The following is a 22,540-nucleotide window of genomic DNA, read 5'->3' as shown; positions in this document are numbered from 1 at the left end:
TAGAGGCAACCATGAAAAGAATTGATACCCATCAAGTGGAAGCCCCCAATGCCCTGCCCCTAATTACCGTGGGCGACCAAACCATCACCCAAGACAAGATAGCCCAGGAAATGCAGTATCACCCGGCCACCGATCTGAATCAGGCGCAGCACAATGCAGCACGGGCATTGGTGGTCCGTCAGCTACTATTACAGCAGGCCCAAACCATGGGCCTGGCTATCGACTGTGAGGGAGATGAAGCCGTCATTAGCGCCCTGTTGGAACGGGAGCTCACCGTGCCAAAGCCTCAGGATGAGGACTGCCGCCGCTTCCATAAAGTAGAAATTGATCGTTTCAGCGAGCCTTGCCAGGTGCTTACCCGGCACATTCTGCTAGCCGCAGGCCCTGACGACGCCCGTTCCCGCGACAGCCAATACCACCAGGGACAAAAGTTGATCCAGCAACTGCGCGACGCCCCCCAGCGATTCCCCGAACTGGCCCAGCGTTTTTCACAGTGCCCTTCGAAGGATCAAGGCGGCGAACTGGGCTGGCTACAGCTTGGACAAACCATCCCGGAGCTGGACAAGGTGTTACAGCGCTTGCCTGAAGGATTGCATGACCGCCCCCTTCCTACCCGTTATGGCTGGCATGTGGTGCACATTATTGAACGTAGAGAAAGCCGGCCACTACCCTACGAACAAGTGGAAGAGCGGGTCCGTCATACCCTCACAGAACAGGCTACCCGGCGCGCCTTGCGCCACTATCTCCTAGCCTTGGAAGCTGACATCGGGGTGAAGGGCTTTCAGCTCGACCCCGACTCCAACAGCCCGCTGATGCAATAATGGAGATCCCTTGCAGGTCACCCATGCCAGAACGACTGGACAGTTTAGGCCCTCACATTTGTTATCTGCGCCTGACGTCCCAACCGCCGTAGGTAACCTGTGCTGCACGCAGCGTATGCGCGAAAGCGCAAACACGCCTACTTCGCGATCAAGTGCTAACACGGAAAAATGCACCAGCTAATTCGCAAATACTATTAGGGCACCTCAAAAAATTCCTTACCCGCTCAGTGTTTCAGGCAGGAGCGCACTCTACACCTCATTCAAAGCACAGAAGGCGCGCCCCTCAAAGGGCGCACTTTTGTAGGCACGCGCCTTGTTGTTAATGAAGTGCAGCAAAGGGGCCGTGCCACCCAGGAGGACCCGAAGGGCGTGGCCATAATCGCTCTCTTCAATCACCGGTCGATAAAGCGTAAAAACCCGTTAACCTTTGATCTTTAAACACTAAAACAGTACCACCGGCACAAAAGGGCTGTTAATGTCTGGTTCGAGACTTTCACCGCAGTGTGTAATTTGCTCGCTTTTTGCGTATGAGTAGGTGCGAAAAAATCACCCGCTCATCGCTCACGGTATTTTCCCGCTGTTAACGATTCACGATTCACGGTTAACGAATTTTTCATGCCCGCCGATAGCAGCCGTAGCCAACAGCATCTAAAAGCCATTAACCGCGCCCTCGCCAGCGGGACCTATACGCAGGTACGCCAGCTGATCAATAACCTGCCCGGCGCTGAAGCGGCACATCTACTGGAATCCTCGCCGCCACGAGAACGGGAAATTCTGTGGCAACTACTGCATAAGGATCAGGAATCCGAAGTCTTGCAGTATCTGGGCGAAGAAGTGCGGGGGGAGTTACTGCGTGACCTGTCCACCGACGAACTGGTCTCGTTGGCCGAAGACCTGGACACAGATGACTTAGCCGACCTGCTGCAAGAGCTGCCGGACCATGTCACCTCCCAAATCATGGCCAACCTGGATGCTCAGAACCGAGAACGGCTCGAGCATGTCCTCAGCTACCCGGAAGACACCGCCGGTGGCCTAATGAATACGGACGTGATCACCGTGCGCCCGGAAATCACCTTCGAAGTGGTACAGCGCTACCTGCGTCGGCGCGGCGAAATCCCCCGCACCACGGATAACCTGGCGGTGGTTAACCGGAAAAACCAGTTCATCGGGCTGCTACCACTGACCAAGGTACTGATCAGTGATCCCGGCACCACTGTGCGCGAAGCCATGATCACCGACACAGAGTCCATCACTGCCACCCTGCCCGCCCACCAAGTGGCAAAAATCTTCGAACGCCACGATTTGGTCACCGCCCCGGTGGTGGACGAAGACGGCATGCTGGTGGGTCGGATCACCATTGATGACGTAGTAGACGTCATCCGTGAAGAAGCGGACCACTCTCTAATGAGCATGGCCGGTCTAGATGAGGATGAAGACACCTTCGGTTCCGTGTGGCAAACCGCACGCCGCCGGGCGCTATGGCTGGGCATCAATCTTCTCACTGCACTCGCCGCTTCCGCCGTTATCGGCCTGTTTGAAGCCACCTTGGAAAAGGTGGTGGCTCTGGCGATTCTGATGCCCATCGTCGCCAGCATGGGCGGCATTGCCGGCAGCCAAACACTGACACTGGTAATCCGCGCCATGGCGCTGGGCCAGATTCAGTCCAACAACACCCGTTACTTGCTGTTCAAGGAACTGTCCGTGGGCGCCATTAACGGTTTGCTTTGGGCTACCGTCATCGGCATTACTGCCGGGCTCTGGTTCAACGACCCGAATCTGGGTTTGGTCATCGCCGCCGCCATGGTGATCAACCTGGTGATGGCCGCCAGTGCCGGCGCCCTGCTGCCGATCACCATGAAACGGCTGGGCATAGACCCGGCACTGGCGGGCTCCGTGGTACTGACCACCATTACCGATATTGTCGGTTTTTTTGCCTTCCTCGGCCTGGCCACGGTGCTCTATGCCCACCTGCTGACGTAACCAAGACACGGGCCTTCCCTGGCCCCGCAACAGCAACCACAAAAAAGGCGCCGAAGTCGGCGCCTTTTTTTGTACATGACGTACTGCCTGCTGCATAACTTACTCAACAAACAGGTGTTTGAACGATACGTAATAGGCACCGGCCAGAATCGGCATCACGAACAACCAGCCCAATAGAACCGGAATGGCAGCGACTACCAGTATCAAAGAGACCACCAAGGTATAAACGATGAACGGAATAATATTCTTCAGACAAGCATCCAAGCTCAGCTTCATGGCATCGACTACGCCTTTCTGGCCCAGAAAAATCAACGGCACAGTGAAGTAGAATATAAACATGAAGGCAAACATGGCCAATGTGGCCAGCAGGCCCAGCACCACCATGGCTGCAGCACTGCCGTCACGGCCAAGCAGGAAAAACAGACCACCCAACACAGCCCCTGCCACCACAAGCGCGACAATTTGCGCCACGGCCATCATCATCAGCGGGCTGGTGCGTTTAGAGAACGGGGCGAAAAGATCCAAAAAATCGGAGCGATTTTCGGTGTCGATACGATGAAAAACGTTCACGATCCCCGCGTATAGCAACGGTGTTAGCAGCACCTGAGCAATGCCCCCTAACCACGGAACAGCCTGCAACGCCGAGGTCATTAGCACCGTCACCACCAAGGCACCCAGCACCACGCCCCAATGCCCACTAAGCATACCGTGGCCTTTTCCAATCCAACTCATGGCATCTCCCACACTGATCTTGCGTGGCGCCATGATGGTGAAATCATTGCCATTGGTTGACGCTGGATGAGCCACATCCGACTGCGGCTGTTTATACGGGTTTATATCACTCATTACTTGGTTCCTTCCCTTTCCCGAGCCAAAAATAAGCCAATTACAAAGGCAAATTATCGACCCGCAACCTTAATCGGCGACAACAGCAGGGACCCACAGGCAATATTGCCGCGATAGTCCACATCCGTACCGCTCCCTTGGATGCCACTCAGCATCTCTCCCAGATGGCCGGCAATGGTAAATTCTTGTAGCGCACCTTTTATAACACCATTCTCAAACCAGAAACCGCTTGCCCCACGGGAGTAATCCCCCGTCACCAGATTGATCCCCTGACCCATGACTTCGGTAATCAGAATACCTCTGGGAACCTTGGCCATCAGCGCGGCCAGCGAATCACCGGTATCAGTAAGGCGCACATTACGTACCCCTCCGCCATTGCCGGTAGGGGCCATCTCCAGCCGGCGGCTGGCATAGAGCCCCAACGCATACTGTTTCAGCACACCATCTTCGACAAACGCTTGAGCTCGCGTGGGCAGGCCATCCCCATCGAAAGGCGCCGACGCGTTACCCGCCGGCAGGTGCGGGTTCTCCGTTAGCTGAAAACCGGCCGGCAACACTGCCTTGCCCAAGCTATCCTGCAAAAAAGAACTACGGCGGTAGAGCGCACCGCCACTGATAGCGGACACCAGATGGCCGAGCAAACCGGACGCCACTTCCGGTGCAAAAATCACCGGCAGCTCGCCAGTCTCTGGCACTTGTGCACCCAGGCGGGCCAGCGCGCGCTCACGAGCACGCTGGCCCACCGCTTCAGCTGAAGCCAACTGATCACCCACCCGTCCACCGTCATACCAATAATCGCGCTGCATACCGGCATCATCCTCTGCAACGACGCTGCACACCCGGCTATGGTTAGTGCCACGATAGCCGTGCAGAAAACCTTCCGAGGTGGCATACACCCGTAGGCTGGCGCCACTGTTCACCGACGCCCCTTCGGAATTGACGATACGGGCATCGTCTCGGGCCACCGTTTCACAACGCAGAGCCTGTTCAATGGCGGACTGGGCATCCATGGCCCAAGGGTGGTAGAGGTCTAGGTCCGCCACCTCAGTAGCCAGCTGATTCGCTGGCGCCAAGCCCGCATACCGATCCTCTTCGGTGTAACCAGCAATGGCCGTGGCTGCCGCCAGAGTATCGCGTAAACTGTCGCGATTATCGTCGGAGCTACTGGCGTGACCTTTACGCAGGCCCTTGTACACGGTGACGGAAACACCACGATCACGGTGGAACTCCACCGTCTCCACCTCCCCCTGGCGCACATTAACCGAATAGCCCTGGGACAGACTCACGCCCACTTCCGCCGCATCGGCGCCCTGGCGTTTTGCTTCTTCTATCAGCCAGGCAGCGGTATCTTTTGCCTGTTCTAGCTGCATATTGTCGAGTTCGGCTGTCGTTACGGAGGAATCAGACATAAAATAGCGGTTCCATTGATGGGTATTAAACAGTTATGACCGAGTATAGCGACGAGCAGATCACCAGCAAGGGCCAGCAGAAACGCGAAGACAATGCCTTGCAAGAACTGGGTCTGTTACTGATGGACATGAAACAGGTCGAGCGCGAGCGGCTGCCCTTGCGTGACGACCTGCAATATGCACTGGTTGAAGCCACCCGCATCACCAGTCACGAGGCCCGCCGACGTCACGCCCAATACATCGGACGGCTCATCCGCGAGACCAACAGCGAGCAGATTATCAAGGCGCTGGAGTTGCTCAATGATCCCTTTCGTCAGCAGCGGATCAGCAACTGGGTCGAGCAAATTGTTGCCTGCGAACAGCCGAAAGACGCCGGAACGACACTGCAGCAAATTTTGGAATTCTTTCCCCACGGCGACCGCCAACAACTGCGTAATCTTACGCGCAATGCACTGAAAGCCCGAATGGAAGACCCAACCACTGCTGCAGCGTCAGAAAAAGACAAGTTCAAACGCGAACGCCGCAAGCTGATCAATTACCTCAACCTGCTGGATAAAACGGCACCGCTGTACTGACACTAACGCGCAGGCCGGCAAAAACGGTGTCAGGACCGTGCCGGCATCATCACTGCGGTTTCATCCGCCTGCCACCAGCGTAAAAAGCTCTCACCCACGGATTTCTGTGGCAGGGAATGCTCGTCACCCTCGATGCCTTGCTCTTTTTCCATGAGTGAGACGTTTTCTTCAACCGCCTCAAACCAAGCGTCGGGGTCATTAACCCCCACCTGCATTGCCTCACCGTATAGCGCCTTGCTAAACCAAGTCCGTTCGGAATCATCCCCACAACCAAATGAAGTACGATCAGCCGCAGCTGAGGAAAAAACCACTCGCTCCGGTGAAGCCAAGCCTTCCACCCATTTACCCGAATAACAGGCCGACACCACCAGCCACTGATGACGGGCAGCTAGCCCGTTCAGCCACGTCTTGCCATCAGCAACGGAAAGATTATTGAGTTTGAGGCTCTTGTCATCCAATACCAGCTCCCCATTGGGCGAACCGTGGCTGACAACATGTATCAGTAGCAGGTCTTCATATGGATCCATCAAGGCATCTAGCGCCTTCAGGCTTTCCTGGATGCTGGTACGGGTGGCCAACGGCAAATCATCGCTGCCCCCATTAGTCAAGCGCACGTGCCGACGCTTCAAATTAAACACAGAGCCCAACCGTTGTGTTACCCAGTCCACTTCACGTGCAAACACCGCTTCGGTGCCATCTCCGCCCACCACCAGCAAATAGACATCGCGCACACCGGGCCGCTGGGGCGCCAGTGACGACAGCACGGACTGCAAGCGGCTTGATTCCGTGTACAACCGTGCCTCCATAGCCGCCGCCTGCTGTTGCTTGCGCTGACGCCAGGCTTTTTCGCTGGAATAATAATCCCCCCGCACAAAATAGCCCTTTTCCACCACGGGCTCGCCCTCATCATTAGAGCGCGTACGGGTGCCTGGACCTTCTGCTTTGCCGTTTTCAAAGTCTGCCCGAATCACCACACCGTCGGGCCGGGTCAATGCGCCTTTTCCTTCGAAATTGAATAAATCAAACTCGCCTTGGTAGTGATAACCTTCTTCGTTGCGGTAGGAGCCCTTGACCATGCGGCCATCAGCAAAGGTCCCCTCAAATTGCTCGCCGGAGGCGGTAACCCACAGCCCCTGCCCGTGGGGTTGAAAGTCGCGAAACTGGCCCTGGTAGGAGTTCTCGTCAAGGTAAGCCACCGAGCCTGTCATCAGTTCGCCGTTCTTGAACGTCCCCTGCCAAGAAGCATCCTGACAGGTATACGCGCCTTCCCCATTAAGAACACCGTTAACGAACTGGCCTTCCTGAACACAACCGTCACGTTGCTCCAGCCGGCCTTCACCGGTCATCAGGCCATTCTGAAATTCCCCTTCATAATGCCGACCACCCGGCCAGGTTAGCCTCCCCTGGCCGTGAAACAGATTGTTGTCAGTGTCACCGTCATACACGGCGCCATCGGGCAGGCGCACATTGGCGGGCAACTGCACCGGGTCACAGGCTGCCAGCAACATTACCCATACGAAAAGACAAAGCGTTCTCATAAGCGACCGTTTTTCATTAACCCACTGGCAATTTAAATTGCGCCAGCTGAGACGATGTTCGGCGCAGGTGAGTACATAATAAGCGGGCGATATTTTCCATCACCAGACTCACCGCATGAGGGCTGCGTTTTCGTAATTGCTCAATCCCTTTTCGGGTCAATACAATTAATGTGGCATCTTCTGCCGCGCGCACCGTTGCCGAACGCGGCTCGTGATCCACCAGCGCCATTTCACCCATGGAATCACCGGGGCGCAGGTGAGCAATTACCACCTCACCGCCCCCCTCATTATTCTTGACGATATCCAGACAACCGCGCACTACAAAGCAAACGAAATCGCTGCGATCCCCTTCACGACAGACCATGTCACCCGCCGGTACTCGATTAACGAATACCAGCTTTTCCAGAACCGCCAGCTCTTCATCGCTGAGGCCGGCAAACAGCCGCATACGCGACAGGATATCCAGAACTTGGGACATCAGGCCGTGCCTCCCACGGTCAGTGCATCCACGCGCAGGGTCGGCTGCCCTACTCCTACCGGCACCGATTGACCATCTTTACCGCACACGCCGATCCCAGAATCCAGCGCCAAATCATTACCCACCATGGAAATACCGCGCATGACCTCCGCCCCACTGCCGATCAAGGTGGCGCCTTTCACCGGGCAAACAATTTTTCCTTTCTCTACCAGGTACGCCTCGCTGGTGGAAAACACAAAACGCCCGGAAGTAATATCCACTTGGCCGCCGGCAAAGTTCACCGCATAGATCCCCCGATCAAGGCTGGCAATGATGTCCTGTGGATCACTCTCGCCGGGCAGCATGTAGGTATTGGTCATGCGAGGCATGGGCAGGTGCGCATAGGATTCGCGGCGGCCATTACCGGTGGGAGCCACTCCCATCAACCGGGCATTAGTTTTATCCTGCATGTAGCCTACCAACCTGCCGTTCTCGATCAGGGTGTTGCAGGCGGAGGGCGTCCCTTCATCGTCCACACTCAGGGAACCACGGCGGTCCATCAGGGTGCCGTCATCCACCACGGAGCACAGTGATGACGCCACCTGTTCGCCCATTTTTTTAGCGAACATGGACGTGCCCTTGCGATTAAAATCGCCTTCCAGGCCATGCCCAACCGCTTCATGCAGCAGCACGCCAGGCCAGCCCGGCCCCAGCACCACCGGCATGGTACCGGCCGGCGCCGCTTCTGCCTCTAGATTCAGCAGCGCTCCGCGCACTGCTTCCCGAGTCCAGGTTTCAATACGCTCTTCTTGTAGTAACCAATCGTAGGCAACCCGCCCACCGCCGCCGGCACTGCCACGCTCACGGCGCCCTGCCCGTTCGGCAATCACACTCACATTGCAGCGAATTAACGGGCGCACATCCGCAGCCAGCGTGCCGTCGCTGGCCACCACCATCACCACATCCTGCTCGGCACTGAGACTGGCGGTCACCTCGACAATGGCCGGGTCCAGAGACCGGGCCATGGCATCGATACGCTGCAGCAGGGCTACCTTCTCCGTTGCGGGCCAAGCCAGTAATGGATCCATGGCGCCATAGCGGGCCGGGGCGGCACGGCTGGCCAGCTGAATTTGGCGATCCTGCCCTTGCCGGGTAATAGCCCGGGCCGCGCCGCTGGCCTGCTGCAAAGCAGCCAGGGTGATGTCATCGCTGTAGGCAAAACCGGTCTTGTCTCCCTGCACGATGCGCACACCGGCCCCACGCTCGGTATTGAAGCTGGCATCACGGACAATGCCATCCTCCAGCACCCACGCCTCATGGCGGCTGTGCTGAAAGTAAATATCGGCGTAATCCGCCTGCCCGGTCAGTTTGCCATTCAGCAGTGACGCCAGTTGTGGGATTTGCAGATTGGCCGGTGCCAGCAGCACGGATTCTGCAATGGAAAGAGCGTCATCAGTTTGCGTCATAGGGACCTTCAATACGTAATCGTTGATGCTGTTGCACCGGCATACGCTGCCGAAGCTCATTCATGGTAACAAGGTCCAGCGGCGCCACAAGCGCGCTGGGGGTATTCCCCAGACTTGCCACCACGTCCCCCCAAGGCGACACCAGCATGGAGTGGCCGTAGCTGGCGCGGCGCGGACTATGTTGACCGCACTGGTTGGCACCCAGCACATAACAGCCCGTCTGCACCGCCGTCGCTCGCAATAGCAACTCCCAATGCGCCTTGCCGGTTACCGCCGTGAACGCAGAGGGGTAGACCAATAACTCCGCGCCTGCGCTCGCTAACCGCTGAGCCAGCGCAGGAAAACGCAGGTCATAGCAAATCGCCATGCCCACCTGCAGACCGCTCATCGGCACAGTGACAATGGTTTCACCGGGCTCGAAAACATCTGATTCCCGGTATTGACCCTGGGCATCCTGCACCTGGGCATCAAACAAATGCAGCTTATCGTAAAGGCCTGCCACCTGACCTTCAGCCGTGACCGCCAACGACCGCGTGCGCACCCGTGGCGCCGGCACGGATTCTCCATCAGGACGGGTCAACGAAGGGACGCTACCGCCAATAATTGCCATGCCCAACCGGGATGCCTGCTCACACAACCACCGCTCCAGCCTTTCATACTCAGCGGCCAGTGCTCGATAATCGACACCATAACCAGCAAAATTTTCCGGCAGCACCGCTAGGCTAGCGCCCTGGTCATGGGCCTCCTGTAACAGCTGAGCAGCCTGCTCTAGATTGGCCTTTGCACTTTCTACGCTGGTCATCTGTATTGCAGCAACTTGTACCACGGCATCTGGCTCCATTATTCGAAAATCCCTTCTGTTTCAGATACGTCAGGGTCCGACCAGCTACCGCTAACGCGGTATTCCATGGTCGCGGTCTTATCCAGTTTATCGCCCCAGATACGCTCTACCACAAAAATACCGGCACAGGCAGCAGGCCCGGCCAGGCATCCGGCATACAAGTTACTGGACAGGGGCAAGGTAACTTCCATTTGGTGGTTCAGCGTTTCTTTTTCAAGATTGATCGCCCCTTTCACACGAATTGCAGCGGAAGGCGAATCGATGGCCAAATTGCTGGTAGACACTTGGGGCCCGTCGAGGGCGAAGTCCCCGGTGATACTGTCGCAACTCAAGCCTTTTTTATACAGATCAGAGAAATCCAGCCGCAGGCGCCGCTGGATGGTGCCCAGATTGAGGATCCCCAGCAGCCGCAGAAACGACGTTTTGGTATCAGTGTCGGGTATCCGGCATTCACCAATATCCACCCGGACCTGACCGTTCAGGGCAAGGTAGTTTGGCGCCAGCGGCCATTGTGGCCACCCTAACGACACCTTGGCAGTGGCATCCTCGGATTCAATCATTTCCGGCAACCCCCAAGCACGCAATGCACGGCCCAGATTGTCTGACGTCAGCGAACCGTTGAAGCGGGTGTACTGGGCGCCGTCATACTCCGTCCAGTCCACTGTGCCCAGAATGCGACTAGCCCGCCAACGGCCTTGCAAATCATTGATCCGCAGCCCCTGCTCTGTGGGGCGTAGCTCCGCCTGCCACTGGCCGAAATCCTCCCCATCGATACGCAGATTGGCTAACCGGGCGTTTACCGACGGCAAATCCATTGGCGACAAGGGCGCGCCGGATTGTGGGTCAGCGCTGTCTGGCAAAGTCAGGTCCATCCGCGAGACGGAGAGATCGAGCGGCACCTTGCCACGGGCCGAAAACCCTTCAGGGATGGCCACCGAGCCGGCCACGGACGGGCTGTTCAAAGCCAGATCCCAACCGTTCGCACTAGGCAACACGGACAGGCTCGCCTCAGGCACATCCACACCAAACAAATCCAGTGTGGCTACCTGCACATTAACCTTGTTCAAGCCGCCCTGCTGAGCCCCATTACCGCCACCGCCCGAAGCGTTAGAGTCCATGGCTGGCACCAACTCATTGCTGACAAAATCAATCCACGCTTGCGCGCTGGCCCGAGCCAACCGCCCCTGCACATCAATGCCAGAGGCAGGGATGTGTGGAGTACCGACACCCAGTCTGAGCCCCCCCCGCACGGTTTCATTCAGAGCGAAAGCGCCGCGCACGGTATCATCATATTGTAACGACAAATGTTGACCATTGTTGGTAAGGTCCAGTGCCAGATTCCGCGATTGAGAGGCCTTTTTTCCCAGCGGAAAAGGTGCCTTCACAGTAACGCCCTTAAGTGAAGACGTGGCATGCAGGGCGAAAGAACTTCCCTGCCAAGGCACTTGGATTGCCATGGCCAACGGTAACGAGCCACTGGCCGGCGCCAACCAATCGAAGCCCAACCAATTGCGCACCGACTCCACCGGCACCTCGCCATCCAGCGTCAGCGTGCTTTTATCCGCCCCGGTAACCCATTTACCCGTCACTTCGCCGCCCAAGGTGGACGCGCTAAACCGTGACATTTGCAGCCCGTTACGCAAATGAAAATACACCGGCGCCTGTACGTCAGTGATAAGCAGATCGCGTTCACGGTTTTCCACCTGACCATCAGCCACGGACGCATTCACGATCACCATGGGCGAGCTCGGTCCTTTCTGGAGTGGGATATTCAGGGTCAGCTGCCCTTTCATGTTACCCCCCAGATAGCGCCAGTCTTTTACCTCTTGGGGGAGCTGGTCGGCCAACGGTGTGTTCTGAAACACCGTATCCAGGTCTGCGAGCGGACCACGAACATGGCCAGCAACAATCAAGTTGGGGCCGCTCTCGTCATCAAAAGCAGGCACGTCTACATGCACATCCGTGAGCTGACTATCCAGCAGGTTTCCTTCGCTGGCTATCCCTTGCACCTCACGACCATTAATCCACACATCCGCCTTAACGCCAGTGGCCTCCGGCCAGTCCGGCAGAAACGACAGGCGCACATCGTCGGCCTGATAGCGCATCTGGAAAGTACGATCCTGCTGGCGGTTTTTATCGATTTTTACCGGTCCCTGATAGAGCAATTGCCCGCGCTGCAGATGACCGCCTCCGATGGCCTGGGCCAACCACCCGGACAACCCCTCCGGGAGGGGCTTCAGAGGAATGTAATGACTGGCACGCGCGCCATCGCCATCATAAATTTCCGCGGCCAGGCGCAGCTCAGGAATTTCTCCCGGGCGCAAGGTAACGGCCATCATGGCTTCGCCGTGGGCATCCGGGTTCACCACGCGCAAGCGGCTGGAGCGCACCGAGAGCGCTTCGCCCTCCCGCTGCCAACCAAACACACCGGCCAGCTGGCCGCCCAGTGCATGGTCGTACAACCGCGGTAATTGCAGCGACAAATTGTCACTGTACAGATGCACCAACCCCTGATTCGGAGACCCAGCCACCCAGCCATTCAGCCCTTTAACGCCGGGGATATTGTCATCCGCCTCACTCGCCAACCCGGCAAAACGCACCTGAAACTGCTCCAGATCTCGCGCATGACCGCTCAGATACACCCCTTCCACTACTCCCCGGGGGGACGCCACCGCTATTTGCTCACGGAATTCACCGGCCAATTTCGGCAACGTAAACGGCCAGTCTTGGAATTGCTGAGTTATGGCATGCACGGGCAATTCATTGGCGCGCAGTTGCCATTCACGGCGTTCGCCCTGGGTCTCCCATCGCAACGCCATGTCCCCCAGCGTCAGCGGGCCAGTGGGTGACTTAACTGACAAATTAGATAGCGACAAGGTGGCCCTCTGGTCCTCACGCAGCAGCGATGCCCGCAACGACAAGCCACTCAAAGGCAACACTGTCTCCGCCTGAGACAGCGTTAATGTGGGCACATTGACCTGCAATTGCCCGGAGACAGGCTCCCCCCCTTGCAGCGTACCCCACAAGGAGACAGACGCATCCAGTGAGTCCAGGTCCACTGGCATGGCATCGATCTCAGGCAACCATTCGTTCAGCCGCTTGCCTTCGAAGCGGGTATAAATATCCGCGTCCACTTCATCCAGTGTGTAAGCGTCTTCATGCAGGTGGATTTTTGTCAACAAGGTCAGGGGCCGATCACGGGCCTCCACGCGCACGGCTAGCTGGTGCTCGCCACCATCACTGGTCATGGTGGCATCCAGTTCGGATGCCGCCAACGGGGGCATGCCTGGCCATTCCAAAGACAGCCGCGCATCGCTGATCGACAGTAATCGCTGCCGATAAAACAATTTGAGAATACGCTCCAGCGGAGGGCGGGCATCAGGGTCACTTTGCTCAAGCACATCCAACCCTCGCAGACGAATCTTACCGTCATCGCCGCGTACCAGATTCAAATCCACGCCGCGCACGCTGAGTTCTTCAAGCACCAGATCGCGATGCCACAGAGAGCGAAATACATCAATGCTGAGCACCACTTCATCCAGTACCAGAGGTGCTTCACCTTCAGGTGCGGGCAGGCGAATCTGACGAGCCACAAACTGTGGCACCAAGCCGGACATGGTGCCGTCCAGCTCGGCAATCATCAGCGGGGTCTGGGTGCGATCTTCAAACAACTGCTCAAGGTTTTCACGGTAATCCGGCACCAACAACATGAGCTGACGCCCCACCACCACGTAGGCGGCCATCAGCAATAAAATAGTCGCGGCCGTCCACCACAGTGAAGGAATAAGTCGGCGCCAGCGTGCGGAGTGGGTCGATGCCATAAGTCAGTCGATTTGCCAGTAAGGAATGTCGGCCCATTCAAGCAGTGCCACCGTTTGCTCCAGTGGCAGGCCAACCACTGCACTGTAACTGCCAGACAGAGACTCAACCAGTGCGCCACCCAGCCCTTGAATGCCGTAACTGCCCGCTTTGTCGCGCCCTTCACCCGTGGCCACGTAGGCCTCCAGCCGAGCGGATTCAAGCGCCCGAAATTGCACGGTTGTCACCGTGTGACGCACAGCGTGTCTGTCTTCAAGACACACACAAACCGCCGAGACAACCTGATGGGACTGCCCGCTCAACTGCGTCAATATGGCCAGCGCCTCGGCATCATCGGCAGGTTTCCCCAGAATACGCCCCTCCATTACCACCGACGTATCGGCACCCAGGACGGCGCCCGGAACGGGCATGCACTCGCGCCCCACCAAGGCCTTTTCACGGGCCATGCGCCGCACATAACTTACCGGCACCTCGGCGGCCCGAGGCGTTTCATCGATAGACGGCGGCGGTAGCACCGTAAAGGGAACCGCAATCTGCTGAAGCAATTCCGCCCGGCGAGGAGAACCAGAGGCAAGGTAAAGAATCATAAGCTCAGAAAAAATGAATAATGGGTTATGGATAGCGCAAACTGCCAGCCGCTCGCGCTTTGTGCCTGGACCACGACGGCAATCTCGTTATCAATTATCCATTATCAACTGTCAATCGCTTTTCAGCGTACTAGAAATCGTAACTGAACCCAGCGTAACGCTGCACATACCGGACGCCACAATAGCGCGCTGGTCACAGAAGAATAGAGAATCGTGTAAGGCGGATACAGGGTACGCCCCACGGATTCTTGCACCAGGAAAGCCAACAGGCTCACCGTGCCCACTAACAGAAAGACCACAGCGCATTGCTGTAGCGCAGTGAACACTCGCATGCGCTTGTACGCAGCGAGCATCACGAAAGCGCCCAGCGCCGTCGCCAGGCCCCATTGTCCCAGCGTAGTCCCCACCAGCACGTCGTGATAGAGGCCCACAAAAAACCCCCACAACACACCAATACGTTGAGGCAGGGAAAGCACCCAGTAGACCAACACCAGCAACATCCACTCCGGGCGTACCCAGTCAACGCTGGCAGGTAACGGAACAACCTCCAGCAACGCCGCAAACAACAAAGTGACGATGATAACGCCGGTACCGGCGGGGCGATCATTGATCATTTTCTGCCTCCGCCGGAACCGGCCGGTGCTCCGGAGTTTGCGTCGGCTGCACTAATAATACATGGCTGGCACGATCAAGTTGGGCTGTGGGCCGGGCGGTAATATGAGCAAACGGTGTGCCCGCCTGATGATTCACCGCGGTAACGCTGGCCACCGGGTAACCACGGGGATACAGCTGGCCCAAGCCGGTGCTTACCAAAAGGTCACCTTTCTGGATATCTGCGGTGTCGGGCACATACAAAAGCTTCAACCCACTGGATTGCCCCACTCCGGCTAACACTGCACGCACGCCGTTACGGTTTACTTGCACACTCATGGCGTGGCTGGCATCCGTAATCAGCAGCACCCGAGAGCTGAGAGGGCCGGCATCTACGACCTGACCGATCAGCCCCTGAGAATCGAGTACCGCTTGGCCCCGGGAAACGTTGTCTCCGGCTCCTATGTTGATCACAATTTCCTGGCGGTTCGGATCAGGATCCACGCCGATGATTTCCGCCACCAGCACATTGGCATCCAGATCCGCCGAGGAGTTGAGCAACTCTCGCAACCGCACATTTTCCGCTTCCAACACCGCCAGACGCTGCACCTTCTGCTCCAGAATCAAAGCCTGGCGCTGCAAGCGACGATTCTCGTCGAGCAGCGTGCCACGGCTTTGGGTCTGTTCGGAGAGCCATTCACCACTGTCCACCGGCAGATGAGCCAAATAATGAATAGGCGCTGTCAGGTAGCCCAGCGCATGACGCACCGGGGCAGCCCAAGGGGTACGCTGATCCAGCACCATCATGATGACAGCAAGGACCAGCGCGATAATGAGGCGGTAAGAGGGTTTGGCCGGGGCCACCATGGGAATTAACCCATGGCCAACATGTCAAAGCCTTGGCTGTCCATCAGCTCCAGCGCCTTGCCGCCACCACGGGCCACACAGGTCAACGGGTCATCGGCAACAATCACCGGCAAGCCGGTTTCTTCCGAGAGCAGACGGTCAATATCGCGCAATAAGGCGCCCCCACCGGTAATCACCAAACCACGCTCGGCTATATCCGAGGCCAGCTCAGGCGGAGAGGCTTCCAGTGCGTTCTTCACCGCATTGACGATGGCCGCCAGCGGCTCTTTCAGTGCTTCCAGAATTTCTTCGGAATTCAGGGTGAAACTGCGCGGCACCCCTTCCGCCAGGTTACGGCCACGCACATCAATTTCACGGATTTCAGCGCCCGGGTAGGCAGCACCGATTTCGTGCTTGATACGCTCAGCGGTGGACTCACCAATCAGAGAACCATATTCCTTGCGCACAAAAGCCACAATCGCCTCATCAAAGCGGTCGCCGCCGATACGCACAGATTCAGAATAGACCACACCATTAAGGGAAATCAGGGCGATTTCCGTAGTGCCACCACCGATATCCACCACCATGGAACCACGAGCCTCCTCTACCGGCAAGCCGGCACCGATGGCCGCCGCCATAGGCTCTTCGATCAAATACACATCACGGGCGCCCGCACCATAAGCGGAGTCTTGAATGGCACGACGTTCCACCTGGGTGGACTTGCACGGGACACAGACCAGCACGCGAGGTGCCGGCGGGAAAAACCCGGTGTCATGCACTTTCTTAATAAAGTACTGCAGCATCTTTTCGGTCACGTCGAAATCGGCGATAACGCCGTCTTTCATGGGCCGAATAGCGGTAATATTGCCTGGGGTACGCCCCAGCATACGCTTGGCGTCAGCGCCAACAGCCGCCACACTTTTCTGTGCACCATGGTGACGAATGGCAACCACGGAAGGCTCATCCAGTACGATGCCGCGGCCACGTACGTAAATAAGGGTGTTTGCGGTCCCCAAATCGATGGACAAATCGGTGGAGAACATCCCCCGAATACGCTTGATCATGGACATCCTGGCCAGTTTCCTGAACTTTTCACGAAAAAACGATGCCTGGCGGGAAGAAGCCGAGCATCTCATAAGATGGCGCAACTCTAGCAACGGCAAGGGCATTGGGCAAGCTAGCATCCTAGGAGGACAGTGGCTCCGGATAGTCGGTCTATGGTACTTTTTGCGCCTTTCAGCCTTTAGAGTCTGTTCGTAATCTATACGCAACCGCGCCGGCGTTCATTTTTTCGTCAGATCGGGTTTGCGAATATGCTGTGTAGTGGCCCTACATAAGCAGGCGCCAGCGCGGTCTGGCAGAAAAAGAGGCCTGGCCCTTCGGGTTGGTGCGCAAAATGGCCCATGCTGTGTTGTGAACCTTGAACCTGAGCGGTCACGGAGCCATTTTTGGCGACAACGCGGCTGCGTATAGTGTACCAACAAGCCCTTACCTCCCCTCTGCCCGCTCCCGGTGGGGGGATGCCTACGGAGAGAACCATGGCCATTGATTCCAAGGTGGTTGCCCAGGTGGCCCATCTGGCACGCTTGAAAGTGGACCCCCAGGACAGCGACGCCCTGTCCGACCGCCTGAATGACATCCTCGCGATGGTAGACCAGCTGCAGCAGGCCGACGTGGACGGCGTCGCCCCCATGGCCCACCCTCTCGACGTTACTCAACCTTTACGCGACGACGTAGTGACGGAACCCAATATCCGCGACAAGGCACTGGCCATTGCCCCGGCAGCTGAAAACGGCTGTTTCCTGGTTCCCCGGGTCATTGAATGACCATGACCGTTTAAAGGCGAAAGAAAGAACATGCATACCAAAACCCTGACCGAACTCAAGGCTGGCCTAGCCGCCGGGGATTTCTCCTCCCGCGAGTTGACCGAACACTTCTTGGCCCGCATCAAACAGTATGACGGCGAACTCAACAGCTTTGTCACCGTGACCGAGGAACAAGCACTGGCCCAAGCGGATGCCGCCGATGCAACCCTTGCCACTAACCGTGCATCCTCCTCAGTGAGCGGCCTGCTCACCGGCCTGCCCATCGCCCACAAGGATATTTTCTGCGCCGAGGGCGTGCGCACCAGCTGTGGCTCAAAAATGCTGGACAACTTTATTGCCCCCTACACCGCCACCGTGGTGGAAAAAATGGCGGCTGAAGGCGCCGTCATGCTGGGCAAGACCAACATGGACGAGTTCGCCATGGGCTCCTCCAATGAAACCAGTTACTACGGCCCAGTGAAAAACCCATGGGATCTAGAGCGGGTGCCTGGCGGCTCCTCCGGCGGCGCAGCCGCTTGCCTGGGCGCCCGCCTAGCGCCTGCTGCTACCGGCACCGACACCGGCGGCTCCATTCGCCAACCTGCGGCGCTGAATAACATCACCGGCCTCAAACCCACCTACGGGCGAGTCTCACGCTGGGGCATGATTGCCTTTGCTTCCAGCCTGGACCAAGCCGGCCCCATGGCCCAAAGCGCTGAAGACTGTGCGTTGATGCTGCAAGCCATGGCCGGCCACGATCACCGCGATTCCACCAGCCTCAACGAAAAGGTGGGCGATTATCTTGGCGCCCTTAAAGACGACATCCGCGGCCTGACCATTGGCATCCCGGAAGAGTTTTTCCCAGACACCCTGGATGGCGCTATCGCCGACAACAGCCGTGACGCGATCCGCGAACTGGAAAAACTCGGCGCAAAAGTAGTATCCGTCTCCTTACCCAGCATCAAGCTATCCGTACCGGCCTACTATGTGATTGCCCCGGCAGAAGCCAGTGCCAACCTTAGTCGTTTTGACGGTGTGCGTTTCGGCCATCGATGTGATGACCCACAGGATCTGGAAGACCTCTACAAGCGCTCTCGCTCAGAAGGGTTTGGTGATGAAGTAAAACGGCGCATCTTAGTCGGCGCCTACGCGCTGTCCGCTGGTTACTACGACGCATACTATCGCCGCGCCCAACAAGTGCGCCGTTTAATCCGTGACGACTTTGCCCGCGCCTTTGAAAAAGTAGATGTACTGATGGGACCCACAGCGCCTGAAACCGCCTTCAAGCTCGGAGCGAAGAAAGATGATCCGGTCAGCATGTACATGGCCGACGTGTTCACCATCGGCGTTAACTTAGCCGGCCTTCCTGCGCTGTCCATGCCCACGGGATTCATCAACGGCCTGCCCACCGGCACCCAGATCATCGGCAACTATTTCCGTGAAGGGCAAATTCTTAACGTGGCCCACAAATACCAGCAGGCCACAGACTGGCACAAACAAGCGCCAGCGTTTGGAGGTGCACAATGAGTTGGGAAATCGTCATCGGCCTGGAAGTCCACGTCCAGCTCAACACCGCCAGCAAACTATTTTCCGGGAGCAAATTATCCACCGGCGCAGAACCGAACACTCAAGCCTCATTGGTCGACCTGGGCCTGCCCGGCACTCTGCCAGTGGTGAACAGGGACGCGGTACGCAAGGCTGCTTTATTCGGCTTGGCCATTGATGCGGACATCTGCCGTCACAGCGTTTTTGAGCGGAAAAATTATTTTTATCCAGACCTGCCCAAAGGCTACCAGACCACGCAGTTGGCCGAGCCTGTTGTGGGTGCCGGCACCGTTGAAATTCAGCTTGAAAACGGTGACAAAAAAAGCGTTCGCATCCACCATGCGCACCTGGAAGAAGATGCAGGCAAGTCTTTACACGAAGACTTCCATGGCATGACGGGCATCGATCTAAACCGCGCCGGCACCCCGCTGATTGAAATCGTCAGCGAGCCGGACATGGCCAACGCGGAAGAAGCGGTGGCCTTTGCTCGCAAACTGCACGCCATTGTCACCTCCATCGGCATCTGCGATGGCGACATGTCCCAGGGCAACATGCGTTTTGATGTGAATATTTCCGTTCGCAAACCTGGCGAACCCCTGGGAACACGCACTGAAACCAAAAACCTCAATTCTTTCCGCTTCATGGAAAAGGCCATCGCCCTTGAAGTGGAACGGCAAATTGATGTTCTGGAAGACGGCGGAGAAATCGTTCAAGAAACCCGCCTATACAACGGCGACACGCATACCGCTCGCTCCATGCGCAGCAAGGAAGACGCCAATGACTATCGCTACTTCCCCTGCCCAGATCTGTTGCCAGTGGCCATTACCGATGCCGACATCGAAGAATTGAAAGCGGCCATGCCAGAGCTGCCTGATTCACGCAAAGCCCGTTTCACCAACGATTATCAGCTTTCTGAATACGATGCAGACCTGCTATCCGGCTCCATCGCTACTGCCGCTTTCTTTGAAGCGGCCGCTAAATCCGGCGGCGACGCCAAGCTTGCCGCCAACTGGGTGATGGGTGAGCTGGCCGCCAAGTTGAATGCCGAAGAAAGAGACATTGCCAGCAGCCCGGTTAGTGCCGAACAGCTAGGGCAACTGATCGCCCGCCTGAAAGACGGCACCATCAGTTCAAAAATCGCCAAACAGGTATTTGAGGCCTGCTGGACCGGTGAAGGTAATCCTGACGAGATTATCGAAGCCAAAGGCCTCAAACAGATGAGCGACACCGGCGAGCTGGAAAAAATAGTCGATGACATCATCGCCAACAATGCCGCTCAGGCAGACGACTACCGCAACTCTGATGATGCCAAGAAAAAGAAAAAAATCGGTTTCTTTGTGGGCCAGGCCATGAAAGCCACTCAAGGCAAAGCCAACCCGCAGCAATTAAATCAGTTACTGCGTGAAAAATTGCAATAGCGCCTAATGCCCGACGCACAAAGCTTTAGCATGAAGTGGCCGCCGTCGGGCATCAGGCATTTTCGAAGGAAAAACCATGACCGACCAGACTATTAACAACCGCGTGACCCTGGAAAAAAAAGAGGGCATCGCTTACGTCACTCTACGTCGGGCCGATAAATATAACGGTCTGGATTTTCCAATGATGGAAGCGCTGGTGAAAACCGCACGCCTGATTCGCAAGGACCGTGAATTGCGCGCCGTTATCCTCCAAGGCGAGGGGAAAGCTTTCTGTGCGGGGCTGGATTTCGGCACCGTCATGAAACAACCGGTAAAGCTACTTCGCAGCTTTACCAAATACGGCGTCAAAAAAACCAACCTGTTTCAGGACGTCTGCTGGTGCTGGCGCGAACTGCCGATTCCGGTGATTGCGGTACTCCACGGCTACTGCTACGGCGGAGGCATGCAGATCGCCCTGGCTGCAGATTTCCGTATCACTACGGCGGATTGTGAAATGTCCATCATGGAAATCAAATGGGGCATGATCCCCGACATGACAGGCACGGTAACCCTGCGCGAGTTGGTCCCCATGGATGTGGCCAAAGAGCTGACCATGACCGGACGGCTGTTTACCGGCGACGAAGCCAAAGCCATGAACCTGGTTACCCGTGTGGCGGCGGATCCACTAGAAGAAGCCGAAAAGCTGGCTCAAGCCATCATAGGGCGCTCCCCGGATGCCATCAGTGCCAGCAAGGCCCTGTTTCAGCAAAGCTGGAATGTACCGGAAGCCCAGGCGTTTGATGTGGAAAGCAAATTACAGTTCAAACTGCTGCGCAGCAAAAACCAGCGCCGCGCCATGCAAGCTAACATGAAAAAAGAAACGCCCCAATTCGGCCCCCGCGAACGCGATTACTGAACCGGTTCGAACGCACCGGGGTCCTTGTCCCGGCATCGTCCCTTTCCCTCATCGACCAGCCAAGCCGAGGAGCCACTCTTTCCTGGAGTCAAGTCGCCGCAAATAGACACTTCTGCCCCCCCTTCGGGTCTTCCAGATAGGCCGCCTTCCTTGAAAAGTGTGCCTCGATTGCGAACCCGTCTGAAAGACTGAACATGCAAGGGTTCCCTAAGACCCCTAGCCCTGTTTCCTCTCAATGTCTTGCGGCATACTCAATGAAGAAACCGGCCATTATTGAGGCAACGCATGATTTCTGTAGCCGAAGCCAGCGGCGGCTTTTCCGCACTGACCCGTCTGTACAAACGCCTCGTCGACGAACTGATTGGTCAGCTACCCCTGCAACCACAAATCCTGCCTCTGCCCCCCACTGACGACGCCCTGAAATACGGCATGCGCCGTGACACGACCTATGTGGTCAAAGGTGGCATGCTGGGCATGCGTTGTCAGGATCGCAAGCTGTTCACCTGGGATGAAGGCGATCTGATCCTCCCGGACACAGGCAATGATGAAATCACCTTTTATGCAGAAAGCTCAGTGCTGCTCGCGGCCTACCCCAACGTAGCGTTGGTGGATGCCATTCTTGCCGACGAACAGAGGGCGCAGCTCTGGACACGCATCCTCACCACCCAACAAGGCATGCTGACACGACTGCTGGCCGCCTACATTCCTGAAGAGCATCACGCCGCACCGGGCTTCGCTTATTTTGAGCCCGGCGATACCATTATTCGCCAGGGTGAGCCCGCCGATTATGTGTTTAGCCTGTTCGAAGGTAATGCAGAGGTGCTGGTGGATAGCGTGGTGGTTGGCCATGTCAGCGAGGGGGAGGTTGTTGGCGCTATTGCCCTGCTCACCCATTCACCGCGTAGCGCTACAGTACGGGCCAAAACCCGCTGCTCAGTAGTCAAAGTGCCCAAGCACCAGTTCAAGAATTTGATCCGAACCAACCCGGGCATGATCCACAGCTTGCTGACCGATATGGCCAGGCAGGTAACCTCATTGAATGGTCAGGTGGTGGAGCTGTCGGCCTGATCCGATAGCGTCCGCATCTAGGCAGCAAAGCAC

19 protein-coding genes are annotated in these 22,540 nt (G+C 57.1%); 8 read left to right on the top strand and 11 right to left on the bottom strand.

Going from position 1 to position 22,540, the window contains the following annotated elements; genetic code table 11:
* The first annotated feature begins 11 nt into the window (after nucleotides 1–11).
* Together ABNH10_RS13760 and mgtE are read left to right on the top strand one after the other, a co-directional pair.
* Nucleotides 12–821 carry a peptidylprolyl isomerase gene (locus ABNH10_RS13760; protein ID WP_349386477.1) on the top strand — a complete coding sequence of 270 codons (810 nt, stop codon included), beginning with the start codon at nucleotides 12–14 and terminating at the stop codon, nucleotides 819–821.
* A 615-nt stretch (nucleotides 822–1,436) separates the two neighbouring features.
* Complete coding sequence (gene mgtE / locus ABNH10_RS13755; RefSeq protein ID WP_349386476.1) at nucleotides 1,437–2,801, top strand: magnesium transporter; 1,365 nt, start codon at nucleotides 1,437–1,439, stop codon at nucleotides 2,799–2,801.
* 99 nt (nucleotides 2,802–2,900) lie between these two features.
* On the opposite strand, the gene ABNH10_RS13750 is transcribed toward mgtE, so the two are convergent.
* Together ABNH10_RS13750 and pmbA are read right to left on the bottom strand one after the other, a co-directional pair.
* Nucleotides 2,901–3,647, bottom strand: coding sequence for a BPSS1780 family membrane protein (locus ABNH10_RS13750; RefSeq protein WP_349386475.1), 747 nt, complete (start codon nucleotides 3,645–3,647; stop codon nucleotides 2,901–2,903).
* 53 nt (nucleotides 3,648–3,700) lie between these two features.
* On the bottom strand, nucleotides 3,701–5,056 hold the full coding sequence (gene pmbA / locus ABNH10_RS13745; protein ID WP_349386474.1) for a metalloprotease PmbA: 1,356 nt from the start codon (nucleotides 5,054–5,056) through the stop codon (nucleotides 3,701–3,703).
* A 35-nt stretch (nucleotides 5,057–5,091) separates the two neighbouring features.
* Here pmbA and yjgA point away from each other — a divergent pair, with 35 nt between their 5' ends.
* On the top strand, nucleotides 5,092–5,631 hold the full coding sequence (yjgA, locus tag ABNH10_RS13740; protein WP_349386473.1) for a ribosome biogenesis factor YjgA: 540 nt from the start codon (nucleotides 5,092–5,094) through the stop codon (nucleotides 5,629–5,631).
* A gap of 29 nt (nucleotides 5,632–5,660) precedes the next feature.
* On the opposite strand, the gene ABNH10_RS13735 is transcribed toward yjgA, so the two are convergent.
* From ABNH10_RS13735 to ABNH10_RS13695, 9 genes are all read right to left on the bottom strand, one after another.
* Nucleotides 5,661–7,139, bottom strand: coding sequence for a C13 family peptidase (locus ABNH10_RS13735; protein WP_349386472.1), 1,479 nt, complete (start codon nucleotides 7,137–7,139; stop codon nucleotides 5,661–5,663).
* 46 nt (nucleotides 7,140–7,185) lie between these two features.
* Entirely contained in the window at nucleotides 7,186–7,647 is a 462-nt protein-coding gene (locus ABNH10_RS13730) for a Crp/Fnr family transcriptional regulator (RefSeq protein ID WP_349386471.1), read from the bottom strand.
* Nucleotides 7,647–9,092, bottom strand: a complete 1,446-nt coding sequence (tldD, locus tag ABNH10_RS13725; RefSeq protein ID WP_349386470.1) for a metalloprotease TldD — start codon at nucleotides 9,090–9,092, stop codon at nucleotides 7,647–7,649. Before tldD ends, ABNH10_RS13730 begins: the two co-directional genes overlap by 1 nt.
* Complete coding sequence (locus ABNH10_RS13720; protein ID WP_349386469.1) at nucleotides 9,079–9,933, bottom strand: carbon-nitrogen hydrolase family protein; 855 nt, start codon at nucleotides 9,931–9,933, stop codon at nucleotides 9,079–9,081. The genes tldD and ABNH10_RS13720 overlap by 14 nt, the downstream gene beginning before the upstream one ends.
* Nucleotides 9,933–13,754 carry a YhdP family protein gene (locus tag ABNH10_RS13715; RefSeq protein ID WP_349386468.1) on the bottom strand — a complete coding sequence of 1,274 codons (3,822 nt, stop codon included), beginning with the start codon at nucleotides 13,752–13,754 and terminating at the stop codon, nucleotides 9,933–9,935. The genes ABNH10_RS13720 and ABNH10_RS13715 overlap by 1 nt, the downstream gene beginning before the upstream one ends.
* A gap of 3 nt (nucleotides 13,755–13,757) precedes the next feature.
* On the bottom strand, nucleotides 13,758–14,339 hold the full coding sequence (locus tag ABNH10_RS13710) for a Maf family protein (protein ID WP_349386467.1): 582 nt from the start codon (nucleotides 14,337–14,339) through the stop codon (nucleotides 13,758–13,760).
* Nucleotides 14,340–14,461: 122 nt separating this feature from the next.
* On the bottom strand, nucleotides 14,462–14,953 hold the full coding sequence (gene mreD, locus ABNH10_RS13705) for a rod shape-determining protein MreD (RefSeq protein ID WP_349386466.1): 492 nt from the start codon (nucleotides 14,951–14,953) through the stop codon (nucleotides 14,462–14,464).
* Nucleotides 14,943–15,797: a rod shape-determining protein MreC gene (mreC, locus tag ABNH10_RS13700; protein WP_349386465.1), complete on the bottom strand. Its 855-nt coding sequence runs from the start codon at nucleotides 15,795–15,797 to the stop codon at nucleotides 14,943–14,945. The genes mreD and mreC overlap by 11 nt, the downstream gene beginning before the upstream one ends.
* A 5-nt stretch (nucleotides 15,798–15,802) precedes the next feature.
* Nucleotides 15,803–16,840, bottom strand: coding sequence for a rod shape-determining protein (locus ABNH10_RS13695; RefSeq protein WP_349386464.1), 1,038 nt, complete (start codon nucleotides 16,838–16,840; stop codon nucleotides 15,803–15,805).
* Between the two features lie 474 nt (nucleotides 16,841–17,314).
* On the opposite strand from ABNH10_RS13695, the gene gatC reads away from it, so the two are divergent.
* The 5 genes from gatC to ABNH10_RS13670 all read left to right on the top strand — a co-directional run bounded on the left by gatC (nucleotide 17,315) and on the right by ABNH10_RS13670 (nucleotide 22,507).
* Nucleotides 17,315–17,602 carry an Asp-tRNA(Asn)/Glu-tRNA(Gln) amidotransferase subunit GatC gene (gene gatC / locus ABNH10_RS13690; RefSeq protein WP_349386463.1) on the top strand — a complete coding sequence of 96 codons (288 nt, stop codon included), beginning with the start codon at nucleotides 17,315–17,317 and terminating at the stop codon, nucleotides 17,600–17,602.
* A gap of 30 nt (nucleotides 17,603–17,632) precedes the next feature.
* Nucleotides 17,633–19,108 carry an Asp-tRNA(Asn)/Glu-tRNA(Gln) amidotransferase subunit GatA gene (gene gatA, locus ABNH10_RS13685; RefSeq protein ID WP_349386462.1) on the top strand — a complete coding sequence of 492 codons (1,476 nt, stop codon included), beginning with the start codon at nucleotides 17,633–17,635 and terminating at the stop codon, nucleotides 19,106–19,108.
* Entirely contained in the window at nucleotides 19,105–20,544 is a 1,440-nt protein-coding gene (gatB, locus tag ABNH10_RS13680) for an Asp-tRNA(Asn)/Glu-tRNA(Gln) amidotransferase subunit GatB (RefSeq protein WP_349386461.1), read from the top strand. The genes gatA and gatB overlap by 4 nt, the downstream gene beginning before the upstream one ends.
* A 76-nt stretch (nucleotides 20,545–20,620) precedes the next feature.
* Nucleotides 20,621–21,439, top strand: coding sequence for a crotonase/enoyl-CoA hydratase family protein (locus tag ABNH10_RS13675; RefSeq protein WP_349386460.1), 819 nt, complete (start codon nucleotides 20,621–20,623; stop codon nucleotides 21,437–21,439).
* Nucleotides 21,440–21,724: 285 nt separating this feature from the next.
* Entirely contained in the window at nucleotides 21,725–22,507 is a 783-nt protein-coding gene (locus ABNH10_RS13670; protein WP_349386459.1) for a cyclic nucleotide-binding domain-containing protein, read from the top strand.
* Nucleotides 22,508–22,540: the final 33 nt, after the last annotated feature.

This window comes from Alcanivorax sp., assembly GCF_040119285.1.
Lineage (GTDB): Bacteria > Pseudomonadota > Gammaproteobacteria > Pseudomonadales > Alcanivoracaceae > Alcanivorax.
Note: the sequence above shows the minus strand (reverse complement) of the source record. Positions and strands in the feature narration are given on the sequence as shown.